Source organism: Photobacterium sp. HL06 (genome assembly GCF_059552575.1).
This window is the reverse complement of the sequence record NZ_CM183914.1, coordinates 3126469-3143861: the sequence shown is the minus strand read 5'-3', so window position 1 is coordinate 3143861 and position 17393 is coordinate 3126469. Positions and strand designations below refer to the sequence as shown.

Annotated in this window: 13 protein-coding genes; all 13 read left to right on the top strand. The window is 42.3% G+C overall.

Annotated elements, in window-relative coordinates; translation table 11 throughout:
- Position 1: 1 nt before the first annotated feature.
- The 13 genes from AC51G0_RS14130 (at position 2) to AC51G0_RS14070 (ending at position 17030) form a co-directional block, all read left to right on the top strand.
- Positions 2–1114 carry a glycosyltransferase family 4 protein gene (locus AC51G0_RS14130; RefSeq protein WP_496299278.1) on the top strand — a complete coding sequence of 371 codons (1113 nt, stop codon included), beginning with the start codon at positions 2–4 and terminating at the stop codon, positions 1112–1114.
- Positions 1115–1125: 11 nt separating this feature from the next.
- Positions 1126–2292, top strand: a complete 1167-nt coding sequence (locus AC51G0_RS14125; RefSeq protein ID WP_496299277.1) for a nucleotide sugar dehydrogenase — start codon at positions 1126–1128, stop codon at positions 2290–2292.
- Positions 2293–2519: 227 nt separating this feature from the next.
- The gene (locus AC51G0_RS14120; RefSeq protein ID WP_496299276.1) at positions 2520–3650 is read left to right on the top strand and encodes an ISAs1 family transposase; all 1131 of its coding nucleotides are present in this window, start codon (positions 2520–2522) and stop codon (positions 3648–3650) included.
- A 154-nt stretch (positions 3651–3804) separates the two neighbouring features.
- Positions 3805–4725 carry a UTP--glucose-1-phosphate uridylyltransferase GalU gene (gene galU / locus AC51G0_RS14115; RefSeq protein ID WP_496299275.1) on the top strand — a complete coding sequence of 307 codons (921 nt, stop codon included), beginning with the start codon at positions 3805–3807 and terminating at the stop codon, positions 4723–4725.
- A 78-nt stretch (positions 4726–4803) separates the two neighbouring features.
- Positions 4804–5913 carry a UDP-N-acetylglucosamine--undecaprenyl-phosphate N-acetylglucosaminephosphotransferase gene (gene wecA / locus AC51G0_RS14110; RefSeq protein WP_496299273.1) on the top strand — a complete coding sequence of 370 codons (1110 nt, stop codon included), beginning with the start codon at positions 4804–4806 and terminating at the stop codon, positions 5911–5913.
- A 391-nt stretch (positions 5914–6304) separates the two neighbouring features.
- Entirely contained in the window at positions 6305–7651 is a 1347-nt protein-coding gene (gene glmM / locus AC51G0_RS14105) for a phosphoglucosamine mutase (protein ID WP_496299272.1), read from the top strand.
- Between the two features lie 202 nt (positions 7652–7853).
- Positions 7854–8870 (top strand): UDP-glucose 4-epimerase GalE, encoded by a 1017-nt coding sequence (gene galE, locus AC51G0_RS14100; RefSeq protein ID WP_496299270.1) that lies wholly within the window; start codon positions 7854–7856, stop codon positions 8868–8870.
- 220 nt (positions 8871–9090) lie between these two features.
- Positions 9091–11229: a heparinase II/III domain-containing protein gene (locus AC51G0_RS14095; RefSeq protein ID WP_496299268.1), complete on the top strand. Its 2139-nt coding sequence runs from the start codon at positions 9091–9093 to the stop codon at positions 11227–11229.
- A gap of 470 nt (positions 11230–11699) precedes the next feature.
- Entirely contained in the window at positions 11700–12824 is a 1125-nt protein-coding gene (gene wecB, locus AC51G0_RS14090) for a non-hydrolyzing UDP-N-acetylglucosamine 2-epimerase (protein WP_496299267.1), read from the top strand.
- A gap of 13 nt (positions 12825–12837) precedes the next feature.
- Complete coding sequence (wecC, locus tag AC51G0_RS14085; protein ID WP_496301958.1) at positions 12838–14091, top strand: UDP-N-acetyl-D-mannosamine dehydrogenase; 1254 nt, start codon at positions 12838–12840, stop codon at positions 14089–14091.
- A gap of 122 nt (positions 14092–14213) precedes the next feature.
- Entirely contained in the window at positions 14214–14996 is a 783-nt protein-coding gene (locus AC51G0_RS14080) for an ABC transporter permease (RefSeq protein ID WP_496299265.1), read from the top strand.
- Positions 14983–15591: a hypothetical protein gene (locus AC51G0_RS14075; RefSeq protein ID WP_496299264.1), complete on the top strand. Its 609-nt coding sequence runs from the start codon at positions 14983–14985 to the stop codon at positions 15589–15591. The genes AC51G0_RS14080 and AC51G0_RS14075 overlap by 14 nt, the downstream gene beginning before the upstream one ends.
- The gene (locus AC51G0_RS14070; RefSeq protein ID WP_496299262.1) at positions 15588–17030 is read left to right on the top strand and encodes a glycosyltransferase family 4 protein; all 1443 of its coding nucleotides are present in this window, start codon (positions 15588–15590) and stop codon (positions 17028–17030) included. The genes AC51G0_RS14075 and AC51G0_RS14070 overlap by 4 nt, the downstream gene beginning before the upstream one ends.
- Positions 17031–17393: the final 363 nt, after the last annotated feature.

The following is a 17393-nucleotide window of genomic DNA, read 5'->3' as shown; positions in this document are numbered from 1 at the left end:
AATGGCTAATATCGCTATCTCGTCAAATACTAGTTGGTATATTTACAACTTTCGCAAGAACACCATTTCATCTCTGATAAGGGCTGGTCATGATGTCGTTGCGATTGCACCTGAAGATGAATACTCAAAAAAACTTGAAGCCTTAGGTGCGAAGTTTACTCATATTGATATAGATCAGGGGGGTACTAACCCTTTAAAGGATATTAAAACTTTCATCTCTTTTATCGCTATTTATCGTAAAGCTAATATTGATTTGGTTTTAAACTTTACGCCAAAAAACAATATCTATAGTACTATTGCTGCAAAAAGATGTGGTACTAAAGTTATTAATAATATCGCTGGTCTTGGTATTCTTTTTATTAATGAAAGTGTTACTTCAAAAATAGCGCGTGGATTGTATAAATTTAGTCAGAGAAAAGCAGATAAGATTTTCTTTCAAAATGAAGATGATCGCTCTCTATTCCTTAAAAATAAATTAGCTGATGCATCGATCACTGATCGTTTGCCTGGATCTGGGGCTGATTTGTCACGTTTTTCGTTATCACCTGCTGATAATGATAGTGTTGTTCGCTTTCTTCTGATTGCTCGTATGCTGTACGACAAAGGTATCGGTCATTATGTTGAAGCTGCGCGACAGCTGAAACAACGTTATGGCGATAAAGTTGAATTCAGAATGTTGGGGTTCCTTGATGTTGATAACCCTTCAGCTGTAACAAAATTTGATATGCAGTCATGGGTAGATGAAGGCATTATTAATTACCTTGGTGTTTCTGATTCTGTCGAAACTGAGATAGCAAAAGTTGATTGTATGGTGTTACCTTCTTTTTATCGAGAGGGAGTCCCCAAGTCACTCCTTGAAGCTGGTGCGATGGGGAAGCCTATTGTTACTACTGATAATGTCGGTTGTCGTGAAACAGTTGACCATAATATAAATGGTTTTTTATGTGAATCACGTTCAACTGAAAGCCTTTCTAGTGCTCTTGATAAAATGATAAATTTATCACATCAAGAACGTCTAGGTATGGGTATTGCTAGTCGGAACAAAATCGAAAAAGAATTTGATGAAAAAATAGTTATCAACAAATATCTTAAAGCTATTGAAGAAGTCTTATAAAGAGTTTAAACATGAATATTGCAATCGCAGGTACAGGCTATGTTGGCTTGTCAAATGCTATGCTGCTTGCACAGCATAATGATGTTATCGCAGTCGATATTATTGAAGAAAAAGTAAATATGTTAAATGATCGTGTATCTCCGATTGTTGATGCTGAAATTACTGACTTTCTTAATAATCAGGCATTAAGTTTCACTGCGACGCTTGATAAAAATTTAGCTTATAAAAATGCTAAATTTGTTATTATTGCTACTCCAACTGATTATGATGTTAAGAATAACTATTTTAATACATCATCTGTTGAGGCTGTAATTAAAGATGTGATGGCTATTAATCCTGATGCGGTTATGGTCATAAAATCAACGGTTCCTGTTGGTTATACACAGCGTATTAAGGAAGAACTGGGGTGTGAAAACCTTATTTTTTCACCTGAGTTCCTTCGAGAAGGTAAGGCTTTATACGATAATCTTTATCCATCTCGTATTATTGTGGGCGAGCGTAGCAAGCGTGCCAAGGATTTTGCTGCCCTATTGGTTGATGGTGCAATTAAAGAAGATATTGAGGTGTTGTTTACTGATTCGACTGAAGCCGAAGCTGTTAAACTTTTCTCTAATACATATCTAGCAATGCGTGTTGCATACTTTAATGAACTTGATTCTTATGCTGAATCTCATGGTTTAGATGCTCGTCAAATTATTGAAGGTGTTGGTTTAGACCCACGTATCGGGTCTCACTATAACAACCCATCATTCGGTTACGGTGGTTACTGCCTCCCCAAGGATACTAAACAACTTCGAGCTAACTATCAGGATGTACCGAATTGTTTGATTAGTGCTATTGTCGATGCTAATACTACTCGAAAGGACTTTATTGCTGATTCTATTTTGAAGCGCAAGCCAAAATGTGTGGGTATTTACAGGCTTATCATGAAATCTGGCTCTGATAATTTCCGTGCTTCTTCTATTCAGGGCATCATGAAGCGTATTAAAGCGAAAGGTATTGAGGTCGTAATATATGAACCTGTTTTAAATGACAAAGAATTTTTTAATTCTGCAGTTATTAGCGATCTTACTGAGTTCAAGACTATGTCGGATGTTATTGTCTCTAACCGTATGGCTGAAGAGTTAGCGGATGTTGAGAGTAAGGTCTATACGCGCGATTTGTTTGGGGCGGATTGATTCAAAGCGGGTAAAAGCGGCTCAATGATCCTGAGGCCCTTTGGCAGGGTAAGATCATGAAGAGTCCTTATTTTTCAAGGCTTCCAGTGGGGTCGCTTTTTTAGAATAGGCTTCATTTTTATCTCATAACTTACAATATTGAAAGAGTTTTATTGAAAGTTGATGATCGCTTTGACGATCAAATCTGGCTGTGATCATATAATGTTTTTTTAGGACAGATTTCAGCCATGAACGGACTAAGCCTTTTGGATCACATATCTATCATCAGAGACCCTCGTCAGTCGTGGAAAGTTGAGTATAAGCTTTCTGATATCCTTTTCCTCGCTATCGTTGCCGTTATCGGTGGTGCTGAAGGGTGGGAAGAAATAGAAGATTTCGGCCATGATCACCTTGATTGGCTTCGTCAATATGGTGACTTTGAACATGGTATTCCTGTTCACGATACGATAGCTCGTGTAATGGGAATGATATCGGCGAAACAGCTTCAAAAGTGTTTTGCTGCCTGGATGAAATCCTGTCATGAAGCAACAAATGGTGAAGTGATTGCCATTGATGGTAAGACACTTCGAAGCACTTACGATAAAGGTCGTCGACAAGGTGCCATTCATATGGTGAGCGCTTTTAGTGCCGCTAACCAGGTTGTTTTAGGGCAAGTGAAAACGTCAGAGAAATCCAACGAAATGACGGCAATTCCAGAATTATTGGAGTTACTGAACATACGTGGTTGCCTTGTCACCATTGACACGATGGGGTGCCAAAGGGATTTAGCGAAGAAAATCGTACAGAAAGAGGCGGACTACCTTCTAGCGGTAAAAGGAAACCAAAAGAAGCTAGAAAGTGCCTTTAATGATTTCTTTCGTTTAGAGATGCTTCAGACCTACGATGGTGATAAATACAGCACTCAAGAGAAAGGTCATGGACGAACAGAAACGCGCTTATCTTTAGTGAATTATGATTTATCCATCCTAGGTGATGTCGAGTTCGATTGGCCAGAACTAACGACAATGGGCATTGTTGCTTCTATCCGTCAAGAAGGCGATGAAGCCGCTGAATCAATGTCGATTCGCTATTACATTAGTTCCGCAAAGTTAACGGCAAAAGAGTTACTTGAGTCGACACGAGCACATTGGTCAATTGAAGTGCAGCTTCACTGGAAACTCGATGTAGGAATGAGTGAGGATGATTGTCGCATACGTCGAGATGAAGCCGGTGAGAACTTTGCTGCTATCCGCCATATAGCGTTAAATTTGCTGAATGCAGATAAGACATTTAAAGCGGGTATAAAACGTAAACAAAAACGGGCAGGAAGAAATAATGCCTACCTGTCACAAGTCCTTACGGGGCAAGGGGCTTCGTAATCTTGCCCTGGGCCCTTTGGTTAGAGCGAAAGGCAAAGGCTTGAAGAACGAATGACTTAGCCGAAGGTTGCTTGCAGGCCACAGGACTATATAAGCAGAATCCTCCTCCTCAAATAACTAAGGAACAGAAAACTCATTTTCATGGATAAACATAATGAAAAAAATAACAAAAGCTGTCATTCCTGTGGCAGGGCTAGGTACTCGTATGTTGCCGGCAACCAAGGCTATTCCGAAAGAAATGCTGCCGATCGTTGATAAACCGCTTATTCAATATATTGTAAATGAGTGTGTTGCTGCTGGTATTAAGGAAGTTGTATTGGTAACACACTCATCCAAAAATGCCATTGAAAACCACTTTGATACGTCTTACGAACTTGAAGCCACGCTTGAAAAGCGAGTTAAACGTCAGTTGCTAGATGAAGTTAAGTCTATCTGTCCACCTGATGTGACAATTATGCACGTTCGTCAGGGACATGCAAAAGGACTCGGTCACGCTGTATTGTGTGCCAAACCATTGGTGGGCGATGCCCCGTTTGCGGTGGTGCTGCCGGATGTTATCCTCGATGAGTATACCGCCGACCAGTCGACTGAGAATCTGGCGGCGATGGTTGAGCGGTATGAAGCAATGCGGTTTAGCCAGATCATGGTTGAACCGGTGCCGATGTCAGAAGTGTCCAAATACGGCGTGGTTGATTGTGGCGGTGCTGAACTCGAAAGTGGAGAGTCTCATTCGATGACAGCCATGGTGGAAAAACCGGCTGTTGAAGACGCGCCATCAAATTTGGCAGTGGTAGGACGTTATGTCCTGTCATCGAAGATCTGGGACAAACTCGCGATGACTCCGCCGGGCGCGGGTGATGAAATCCAGCTTACAGATGCCATTGATATGCTGATGACGGAAGAAACTGTTGAAGCCTTCCACATGACCGGTAAATCTCATGACTGTGGCGATAAGCTGGGTTATCTAAAAGCCTTTGTCGAGTATGGCCTGCGTCATGAGTCACTTGGTGAAGATTTCAATGATTACTTGAAGTCACTGACTTGCGAAGAAACAGCGCTGAAGTTGGTAGTTTAATCGGTTGCTAGAACCTAGAACCTAGAACCTAGAACCTAGGTTCTGTTTTCGATACTCTGAATTTATAAGAAAATACCTATGTCTACCGCTTTTATTTTTGTCTTTGTTACATCGTTTTGTAGTCTTTTTATTTTTCGAAAAGTTGCAAAACATATTGGTTTGGTTGATAAGCCAAACGCCCGGAAACACCATCAAGGAGTGATTCCGTTAGTTGGTGGTGTGTCTATCTTTTTCACTGTTGCAATCACTTATTTGGTGTTTGCGGAGTTGACGCCGGATGCGATTTTATTCTTGGTCTGCGCTACTATTCTGGTGATCACTGGAGTCATAGATGATCGCTACGATATCAGCTTTAAAATTCGCCTCGTAATTCAAGCGGGTGTTTCTTTGGCCATGATGTTGATTGGTGGCAAGAGCTTACACAACCTTGGTTTCTTGATGGGGAGCGACGCGATTGAGCTGTCGGTTGCTGCCAGTTATTTCATTACTATCATTGGTGTTATCGGTGCTATCAATGCGTTCAATATGGTTGATGGTATCGATGGCCTACTAGGTGGACTGGCTTCGGTCACGTTCGGAGCGTTGGGTTTTATGTTCCTAGTTGATGGCAATATGTCTCTGGCTATGAGCTGTGGCTTATTAGTGACTGCGATGGTGCCTTACATTCTGCTCAACCTTGGTTTTCCTTTAGGTCGTCGCTTTAAAGTATTCATGGGCGATGCCGGTAGTATCTTTATTGGTTTTACTGTCATTTGGCTGTTGATTGAAGCTACACAGGGGACGAATACTACACATATCCGCCCTGTAACAGCACTGTGGGTGATCGCAATTCCGCTGATGGATATGGCAACTATCATGGTGCGTCGTATCCGTAAGGGCCAATCGCCATTCAAACCAGACCGCGAACACTTGCATCACATCTGTCAGCGTATTGGCTTATCTTCTGGCATGTCGTTGTTTGTGATCTGCACCATGGCTATCATAATGGCGGGTGTTGGCATTTGGTCGGATATGGAGAAAATCAGTGAGTCTGTGATGTTCCTGAGCTTCCTTGGTGTGTTTGCGATGTACTTCTTCGTGATCAGCCATATCTGGCGTATTATTACGCTTATCCACAAAGTGTTTGGCACCAATAAGCCGATTGAATTTAATACGGATGTCCAGCCGGAAACCAATGTTGATAAGTAAATAGTAAAGCGGTAGCTGTAGGTATTTTGTGTTTATTAATGCCGTGTCTTATACAGAGACACGGCATTTTTTATAAGATTAAAAATAATCTAGTAACGAGTTGCTAGGCTCGAGTGGTGAGGAAAAGTTGAGCTTAGGGCCAGGGAAGAGCAAAAGCTTGACACCTAATGTTAGCTAAGAAGCTTTGGCTGCAGGACCCAGGACCCAGGACCCAGGACCCAGGACCCAGGACCCAGGACCCAGGACCCAGGACCCAGGACCCAGGACCCAGGACCCAGGACCCAGGACCCAGGACCCAGGACCCAGGACCCAGGACCCAGGACCCAGGACCCGTTTTTTCTCGACACTCGTACCTCAATCTATTTCCACACTTACATTAGAAAACATAACTATGACTAGAAAATATTTTGGCACTGACGGTGTACGCGGAAAGGTAGGTGACTACCCAATTACACCTGATTTTGCCTTAAAGCTTGGCTGGGCGGCGGGACGTGTGTTATCTCGCCTTGGAACTAAGAAAGTAATCATTGGCAAAGATACCCGTATTTCAGGATATATGCTGGAATCTGCGCTAGAAGCCGGTTTGTCGGCTGCTGGAATTAATGCGGTACTAACGGGGCCTATCCCGACACCTGCGGTTGCTTATCTGACTAAAACGTTCCGTGCAGAAGCGGGGATTGTGATCAGTGCTTCTCATAACCCGTATTACGATAACGGTATCAAGTTCTTCTCAGCATCGGGTGAAAAACTACCAGATGAAGTTGAATTGGCGATTGAGGCGGAGCTGGATAAAGATATCGAATGTGTCTCATCAGATTTGCTGGGTAAAGCCTCACGCATGGAAGATGCTGCTGGTCGCTATATCGAGTTCTGTAAAGGGACATTCCCATCATCATTGTCGCTAGCTGGCATGAAGCTAGTGGTCGATAGTGCAAATGGTGCGGCTTATCATATTGCGCCTGCGGTATTTAGCGAATTAGGTGCAGAGGTTATTGCAATTGGTAATCAGCCTAACGGTCTGAACATTAATGATAAGTGCGGTGCGACTTCTATGGCGTTACTGCAAAAGACTGTGGTAGAAGAAAAAGCGGATTTGGGTATTGCACTAGATGGTGACAGTGACCGAATCATGATGGTGGACAGTCAGGGTAATGTTGCCGATGGTGATCAGCTTCTTTATGTCTTAGCTAAGCAAGCGTTAATTGACGGCCAGCTAAAAGGTGGCGTTGTCGGTACGCTGATGTCCAATATGGGGCTAGAAGTAGCTTTGGCTAAACTGGGTATCCCATTTGTCCGTGCCAATGTCGGTGACCGCTATGTGATGGAGCAATTGCTTGAACGCGATTGGTTGTTAGGTGGTGAAAACTCAGGTCACGTGATTTGTCGTAAACTGGTTACAACTGGTGATGCCATTGTGGCAGCCCTGCAAGTCTTAGCGGTTGTACAGCGTAGTGGCAAGACGCTGGATGAGCTGGTTGGTGACATGCCCATGATGCCACAAATTCTAGTCAATGTTCGTTTCAGTGGCGACTCCAAACCACTTGAGTCAGAATTGGTTAAGTCAGCTGTTGCCAATGCAGAAGAGGCGATGGATGTGGGCAGCGAAACGCCGAAAGGACGTATTTTGCTACGTAAATCAGGCACTGAGCCGCTTATCCGTGTCATGGCGGAAGCAGAATCTGCCGAGCTTGCTGAGCTGTGGGCTAGCCACATTGCTGAAGCGGTAAAAGCAGCATAAAATGAGTTACTAAATGAAAAGCGATATCTTTGAGAAAGAGATGTCGCTTTTTTGTATACGTATAGTTAACCAATGCGGCCTTATTCGGTCTGACTTAGCCAATGCTTGCTGACATTGATACAAGACAGAGACTTATTATTGCCCAGGATCATCAATTGACTTAATTGTACGTTGTTTATTTTATTATCATTGGGAAGATGAAATGAAGGTACTAGTCACAGGCGGAATGGGTTATATCGGTAGCCATACCTGCGTGCAAATGATCGAAGCTGGTATGACACCTATTATTATTGATAACCTTTATAACAGTAAAGAAACGGTGCTCGATCGCATTGAAAAGCTAACCGATGAAAGGCCTACCTTCTATAAAGGTGATATTAGAGATCGTCAATTCCTCGATCAGATCTTTATTGAACATAGCATTGATTCGGTTATTCACTTCGCCGGGCTGAAAGCGGTAGGCGAATCTGTCGAGCAACCGTTGAAGTATTATGATAACAACGTTCATGGCACGTTAGTATTGGTTGAAGCAATGCTGGCAGCCGATGTTAAAAGTCTTATCTTCAGCTCATCGGCAACGGTTTATGGCGATCCGGCTTCTGTACCTATTCGTGAAGATTTTCCAACCAGTGCCACGAACCCTTACGGGCGCAGTAAGCTGATGGTTGAAGAGTGTCTGACGGACATTCAAAAAGCGCACCCTGATATGAGTGTCACGATTTTACGTTATTTCAACCCGGTTGGCTCGCATCAGTCCGGAGAGCTGGGAGAAGATCCGCAAGGTATTCCAAATAACCTGATGCCATTTATTTCTCAGGTAGCTGTTGGCCGTCGTGAGTACCTGTCTGTGTTTGGTAATGATTACTCGACCGTTGATGGTACCGGAGTGCGTGATTATATTCATGTTGTAGATCTTGCAGATGGTCACCTTGCAGCGCTTAATTATCGAGGCAAAGAGGCTGGCCTGCACATCTATAACCTGGGTACGGGTAATGGATATAGCGTACTACAAATGGTTGAAGCGTTTTCAAACTCTTCCGGTGTCAATATTGATTACAAAATTGCACCACGCCGTGCTGGAGATATCGCAGAGTGTTGGGCAGATCCGGCAAAAGCGCAGTCTGAGTTACATTGGCAAGCAACTCATACGTTAGATGACATGACGACAGACACATGGCGCTGGCAGTCGCAGAATCCTACCGGGTATCCATCAAAATAACGATCACTGACGCAATATTGTTGACGGATATCGCTGCGGCCATTTTTTCAATGGTAAGCCTTTCATTTATAAATTCGAATTGCTGTGTTCATTTTACGGTAAATCGTAACAGTGCTTTACGTTAAGCTAGCGAATTGGTGCTGATTATGGAAAAATCACCTAGCCTGATACCGGGTTAGGTGTGCCAGTAAGCAGTATAGTATGTGGAGAAAGGCTCTAGATGAAACCAAAGATTAGCCGAGTTGTAAAAGTTAGATTTTTGCTTCTAGCTTTAGGAGTAATAGCTATTGGGTGGGGAAGTGTTGCGTACTTGGACATAAACGAGAGTCAACCAGATAAAAAAGAGCAGCAGCTTAGCCAAGAGCAGCTTGTAAGAGGGGAGCATTTGAAGCTTAAGCCTGAAACTGCCCCTCTTTCGGCTTTAGTGAGTACTGACATAAATGACATTTCTTCATTCAGGCAACAAATGTGTCAAAAGAGTGTGCCTGAGTATATCGGTGTGCATGAAGACCGTTCATCACCAGAAACTATCGATCTAAGAGCTGAAATGTTCCTTAAAGGAGAATGGGACTTTAAGGGAAACAACTATGTTTTTCCGAATCCGATCGACTGGGATGCGAACCCATTTGATAGTCGGACATGGCGTTATCAATTGAATGCGTGGCGCCCTATTCATAGTGCTTTAGCAAAGTGGAATGAAGTACAGAATACTGATGTTGAGTATGCGGCAAAAATTGAAGATACCGTTTTCAATTTTGCACTAAGCTGGTCTGGTGATAATTTCTTCCCGGGAGAGGATTACCGTACCGGTGATCAAAGCTCTTTTATTTGGTATGACATGGCTGCAGGCCATCGTGCTGCTGTATTAGGGCAACTAATTCGGATAGCCTCTTGTAACGAAAAAGTTACCGATGAACAATACCTTACTTTACTCCGTGTTGCTGCCGACCACTTAATGTACCTAGGTGCAGATCGGTTTCATATTGCACATAATAATCATGGTATATATCAATCGATTGGTGCTGTAATGCTGTGCCACCGTGTTCCTGAATTACAGCTTTGCGGTTCTGTAAAGCAAATTTCAGAGCAACGGATGCAAACGGCGCTGGAAACTAGCTTTTCGGAAGAAGGTGTTCATAAAGAGCACTCTCCACGTTACCACTTCTACATGCTGGAAGTGCTGGAAGTACTTGACCGTATCGCAGAGCTTGCTGGCTTTTCAGACAAAACGGTCCAGATGATCACTGACACGTATGAAAATGCACAAGCAACACTTGCTTGGTTTATAAAACCAAACGGAAAATTAGTGCAATTCGGTGATACAGACGAAAAATTCCTGAAAGAAAAAGATCTGACGGATCTTGTTGGGGCTGGTAATATCAATCCGTTGTTGGCCTGGACATTAGCCAATAAGAACACAGAGCGACCTTATCCAGCAGATTTTAGAGTGTTTAATGATGCTGGCTATGCCGTTTACCGACAACAAGCTGGGTTAGATGGCAGTTCTGAGACGGCTGCATTTTTAGCGATGAACGCAGCATTCCATTCTCGTGTTCATAAACACATTGATGATCTATCATTTGAGTGGTCTGACTTTGGGCAAGATATTATTGTCGAGCCGGGTATGTTTGGCTACGAAGGTAAGACAAAACCAGGTACGGAATTACGTCGCCTTGGATTCTATTATGATCATCCTGCCCGTGTTTATGTTGAAAGTCCGCATGCACACAATACCTTAGAAATCGATGGAGCCCCTGACTCTCGACGTAATGTTGTACCGTATGGCTCAGGGATCAAAGCGGGAGGCACAACGGATAAAGGTTGGTTTTATATTGATGCGTCTGCTCCTCGTAAAAAATCAGTAAATCATAGGCGCATTTTATTAATGAGCCCACATAACTGGCTACTTGTTGTTGATAAAGTACAGCCGTTGAGTGGAGTGGAAGTTAACAGCCATAGCTTTACCCAATGGTTTCATTTGAATCCAGCTGCCGAGCAAATATCACAACAGGAGGGACGCAGTCAGTTTCGGGTAGCGTCGGTACCAATTACTTTTATGAGTTTAACGGATAGAGATAGTGCGTTTTCTGTTGTGAAAGGTCAAACTGAGCCGCGTTATCAAGGCTGGCACTCAGATACTTCTCGCAAGCTAGTCCCTAATTTTGCTATTGGCTTAAAGGTTGAGGGAGAGCAAGCTGAAATAGTCACATTGATCGATATAACAGGTCGCCAAATTATTGACAGCTCTTATGAAGGCAATCCTTCTGATGGTTCTTTAATGGCGAACTGGACATATGCAGATGGAGAGACGGTTAATATCCAAGTTGATGATATAAAAGGTAAACTTACGTTTAAATAGTGTCTCTAGCTGAGAGCGTTTGATGAAAATGATATGGCATGCGTTCAGCATGCCATATCACTATTAAACGTTTGGAAAGAAGTGCTCTGCCGCTTTGTCAGTTTATTGTTAAGAGTCAATAAATTGATGGGTCTGAAGATGAAGCACTCTCTGTTTCTTGTTAATTTGTTCGATAGGCGTCCTATGTAGCACTTCAAATTTATGGTAGGATTTGCCCTTTCGTGACGCTTGCGTGGAGTAGAGATCCATTCAAAATGGACGATATCCTGATGGAACTTGAACCTGGAAACAGTTTCGGTTTCTGATTCAGTTTGGGTATTAGGTGATGAGCTATGGAGCTTTATTAAAAGCTGTAACGTATCAGATCATTTCTACTTGTTTTCTGAGTTGAACGTAGGTTTTTGATTTTATTTTTGATAACTGTCCCGCGTGATATCTGTTATCAGTGATTAGTATAGGTTAAAGCAAACATGTCAAAAAAACGTGTTTTGACGGTATTCGGTACACGACCGGAAGCAATAAAAATGGCACCGCTTGTTCATGCTCTAGACGCTGATGAGCGCTATGATGCAAAAGTGTGTGTTACTGCTCAGCATCGCGAAATGTTGGATCAGGTTATGGATCTGTTTGATATTAATCCGGATTTTGATCTGGATCTTATGAAGGCAGGGCAAACACTAAATGAAGTGACTTCAAGAATCCTGATAGAGTTAAAGCCTGTACTCGAGCAGTTTAAGCCAGATGTTGTGTTAGTACATGGCGATACAGCAACAACATTTGCTGCTAGTCTTGCAGCATACTATGAACAAATTTCGGTCGGTCATGTTGAAGCTGGTTTACGTACTGGCAATATTTATTCTCCGTGGCCAGAAGAAGCGAACCGCAGATTAACGGGTTCATTAACACGTTATCATTTTGCACCGACGGAAACATCTCGCCAGAATCTGCTAAATGAAAACTATGGCGATAAAGATATTTTTGTTACGGGTAATACAGTTATCGATGCCCTGTTAATGGTGAAGAATAAAATTGCCAATGACAAGGATCTACTTTCGACACTGGCTTCCCAGTTTCCATTCCTAGATGAGAATAAAAAGCTAATTCTGGTTACAGGTCATCGCCGAGAAAGCTTTGGTGGTGGTTTTGAGCGTATTTGTCAAGCGCTGTCAGATGTAGCGAAAGAGCACCCAGATACTCAGGTTGTTTACCCTGTTCACCTTAACCCAAATGTCAGAGAGCCGGTTAATCGTATATTGCAAGGTGTCGATAATATCCACCTCATTGAGCCACAGCAATACCTGCCGTTTGTTTATTTGATGAACCGTGCACATATCATTCTAACTGATTCTGGTGGTATTCAAGAAGAGGCACCATCACTAGGAAAGCCGGTGTTAGTGATGCGTGAAACGACAGAGCGCCCTGAAGCAGTAGCGGCTGGAACAGTAAAGCTGGTAGGTACCGATGTAGAGATGATTGTTAGCAGCTTGCGTGACTTGCTGACCAATGAGAAGGCCTACCAGGAAATGAGCTTTGCCCATAATCCATATGGGGATGGTAAGGCTTGTGAACGTATTTTGAACGTATTAGAAAATTAATTGAGGATTCATGATGTCTTTTGAAACCGTATCAGTAATTGGCTTGGGCTATATTGGTCTACCGACAGCTGCCATGTTTGCGTCACGCAAAAAGAAAGTGATTGGTGTTGATGTCAATGAGCTGGCTGTTAACACTATCAATCAAGGTAAAATCCATATTGTTGAGCCTGAACTTGATATGATTGTTCATGCTGCGGTTAGCGAAGGCTATTTGCGCGCAACTATGAGTCCAGAGCCTGCTGATGCTTTTTTGATTGCTGTACCAACACCATTTAAAGGGGATCATGAGCCTGATTTAGCCTACATCGAAGCGGCTAGCAAGGCGATAGCTCCAGTGTTGAAAAAAGGTGACTTGGTAATTTTGGAGTCAACTTCTCCTGTTGGCGCAACAGAGCAGATGGCAGCATGGCTGGCTGAAGCTCGTCCAGATCTGACTTTCCCTCAACAGGTCGGTGAGCAGGCTGATGTGAATGTGGCACACTGCCCTGAGCGCGTTCTTCCTGGTCATGTTGTTCGTGAACTGGTTGACAATGATCGCGTAATTGGTGGTATGACAGAAGTCTGTTCGCAGCGCTCTGTTGAGCTGTATAAAACATTTGTTAACGGTGAGTGCGTAGTTACCAATGCCCGTACAGCAGAAATGGCTAAACTGACTGAAAACAGCTTCCGTGATGTGAATATCGCGTTTGCCAATGAGCTGTCTGTGATCTGTGATGAACTAGACATTGATGTTTGGGAGCTGGTGAAGCTTTCTAATCGTCACCCTCGCGTAAATATTCTACAGCCTGGCCCTGGTGTCGGCGGCCATTGCATCGCTGTCGATCCTTGGTTTATTGTGTCAAAAACCCCAGAGTTGGCGAAGCTTATCCACACGGCTCGTCTAGTGAATGACGGTAAACCTGAGTGGGTTATTGAGAAAGTTAAACTAGCGATTGCTGAGTACTTATTGGAGAATCCTGAAAAATCAGCTTCTGATGTAACGATTGCTTGCTATGGCTTGGCATTCAAACCAGATATTGATGACTTACGTGAAAGCCCAGCATTGGATATTACACGCAAGATTGCTGAACTCAATCAAGTGCATGTAGTGGCAGTGGAGCCGAATATCGAGCAGCTGGATACTAATAAGGTTAAAGCTTCACTGGTTAGTTATGAAACAGCTAGCAAAGAAGCTGATATTCATGTACTTCTAGTTGATCATGCTGGATTTAAGGGTGTAAAACCAGAGAACGGCAAAATTGTCGATACCAAAGGGATCTGGAAATAGAATCCGGACCAACAACTGAGTAAGAGCTTAGTTGTATTATACAAACAGGCCTCGAGTGAGATGTATAAATTACTCTCATAAGAGGCCTGTTTCAAAGTTATTAGAAAAATGTGCCTAGTTTGATGAAACGAATATTATTAACAGGTTATTTATTGTCAAAAGCCGAGATTAGGAAGCATCTGCTAGAGCGAAAAGCAGGCTTTTTTTGGTTATTGATTGAGCCTGTCATTTTGATAGCGATTTTTATTTTAATCGTCGGAGAAGTGTTAAAAAAGGGATCATGGAACGGGCCCTATGGTGTGGTTCTTTTGTCTGGCTTATTAGGCTGGCAGGCATTTTCTCGTTCAATTTTTAGCAGTTGCAACTCTGTGATTAAGTATAAGTCCTTATCTGCAGATTTCAAAAATCATACTTGGTTATTCTCTATTCCGATTGTGATTTATAACCATGCATATTTACTAGTCGGCAGCATTCTTCTTATTCCAATTGCTTTATTATATGGCTTGTCGGTTAACCCTGCGTATATTGTCTTGGGCTTTATCTCCCAACTTATAGTTTGCATTATATGTGCATCATTCGTAAGTATTATATTTGTTGGTTTTAGGGATATTAAAGCAATATCGGGTTTGTTATTACGTGGTATGTGGTTTTTAAGCCCTGTACTTTATACAACTGAACATTTCATGACCCTTGCACCAACGGAGTTGGTCAAGAAACTCTTTTTGTTTAATCCAATGGTGATGCCAATTAATTTCTATCGTATTGGGTTTGGTGTTGTTGAAGGCATGCGTATAGATATTATTTATAGCTATGTTATTTCATTTGCTATTTTGATCGCTTTACTGTTTGTTGTTAATCGTCGAATGTCCAAAAAGATTGCGGTGCTGGGTGATGATTTCTATTAAGTTTCAAGATGCGAAATATAAGTTCGCAAAAAGAGATAGTGTCCTGTCTTTTTGCCTGGAAAGCCCTCATTCAATCGAACTAGATGTATGTTCGAATGACTTGTCTCGATCAGTTGCACTTGCGTTGTCAAATAAGGTTGAGCCATTAGAAGGTCAGCGGACAGCTTCATGCCGCTTTATTTATTATGACTTGCATTTCCCGTTCAATGAGCACCTGACATTAACGGAGAACTTACGCTTGTTTGCAATGGCAAAATCGCACACGGACCAATGGTGTAAAAAAGCAATTGAAAAAATAGATAACTATTACAAATTTTCCTGGCAAGTCTGTTTTAATCAACAGAAAAAAGATGAGAAACTATTGTTTAAACAGTTATGCTATTTTTGCTTGCCAGATACTGTACTGGTTGTTCAGGATAAAGCTGTATATGGCGTTGATGACTATCGAAAGCCGGCACAGGCTATGTTTGATGATTTACTTTCCCAGGGGAAGGTTATCTTTGTGTCGGAAAAATCGATGCCAACAACAGTAAATACTGATAAGTTTAAACTGGTTACAGAACAAAATAGATGCGAAATTAAGAGAATATCATGACGGACGTTGATAAGAACAAACCACAAGCTATTCATCCGCTGCTGTTGCCACCACGGTTTGTATATGGAAAAACAAAAGTATTGGCACGTTTAGTCTTGCGTTTTTTTAAGATTATTCGCCGACGCGGGGTAACCACTCGAGTCAATAATCGTATGCTGAAGACGGACTTTATCGGTCAAGTAAAAGAGACAACGACACCTGTTTCAGTATCCGGTGATAAGGTATTGTATTTGGCACATATGAGTTTGCCATATGATTCTGCGGGCTATGCTACTCGGACTCATAGTCTGTTGTCTAATGTTCCTGAAGAAAAATTTGATGCATTTACGCGCCTTGGTTACCCATTTGACATCACTAAGAGTTTGAATAAGTTTCAGACTATTCATGGTGAAGAAACAGATAAGCAATTTGAAACTGTTGATTATGAAGGTGTCCAGTACCGTAAGTTATTAGATGGAGATAATAACCAGCGAACACTAGACCGAATCCAATATATTGAACGCTACGCTGATAAAATAGTGGAACAAGTTAAAAGTGGTCAATATAAGTTGATTCATGCAAGCTCAGATTATCGCAATGGTATACCTGCGGGAATTGCTTCAAAACGAACGGGGATCCCTTTTATCTATGAGGTACGTGGCCTTTGGCATATAACTCGTGCATCGAAAGATGAAAGTGTTCGTAACAGTATCGATTTTCAAATTGCTCAAAAGATGGAATTGGACACTTGTCGTTATGCTGACCATGTTGTTGTATTAACAGAAGGATTAAAGCAGTGGTTAGTGGCCGAGGGGATTGGCGCTGAGAAAATTTCGGTATTACCTAATGGTATCAGTTTCCAACGTTTTGCTGAAAATGTGACTGATAAGGCTGAGCCTGTCAACCAAGTTCCGGTTATTGGTTATGTCGGCTCATTTGCAAAATATGAAGGTTTGTTGCACTTGGTTGAAGCGGCTGAAATATTGCGTGATCGGGGACAGAAGTTCAAGTTGTTGCTAGTTGGTGACGGTGAGGATTTAAGCCCATTGAAACTGCTGGTCGAGAAGAAAGGCCTGTCAGACTACTTTGAGCTTCCAGGGCGTGTCGACTTTCATGCGGTTCAGGACTATTACAATCAGATTGATATTTGTGTTTTTCCGCGTCTGCCAATGGAGGTGTGCGAGCTTGTCTCACCATTGAAACCATTTGAAGCTATGTACCTAAAGAAAGCGGTATTGGCCTCAGATGTCGCAGCACAGAAAGAGTTCATTGTTGAAGAGTATAATGGTTTGCTTCACCGTAAAGGCGATGTGCAATCATTGGCCGATAAACTCGAAACTTTGCTTGTCGATGAGTCTCTCTGTAAACGATTAGGGCAGAATGCTCATGATTGGGTTTTAGAAAACCGTCAGTGGGAAAACATAATCACTAAGCTAACTGCTATTTATGAGCGTTATTGATAGCAGATCGTTATTGATTGTAGAAAGATAGAATTACATGGATGTGGTTCATAATCAGTATGAGGCCCGCTTGTTGTTGGAGTGAGCCTCATACTCTTACCTTTAACGTGATTTTGCCGGATATTATTCGGTAATAGCTCAAAGGTTAATCACTTGAGCACGATGTTAAGGTGCTAGGCGCACCTTCCTAAGAATCTATGTTCAGGGAGATTGTTATCAGTGGTATGATCTTACGGCTTAAGAATAAAATGAGCTGATAGGCTCATTGTTAATTTCCTCCGTTTCTGTATTGGCAAAGTCAAGACATTTTGCAGCTTATTATTCGTTCAGCTGGAATACTGACTCGAGAGGAAATGCCTAATC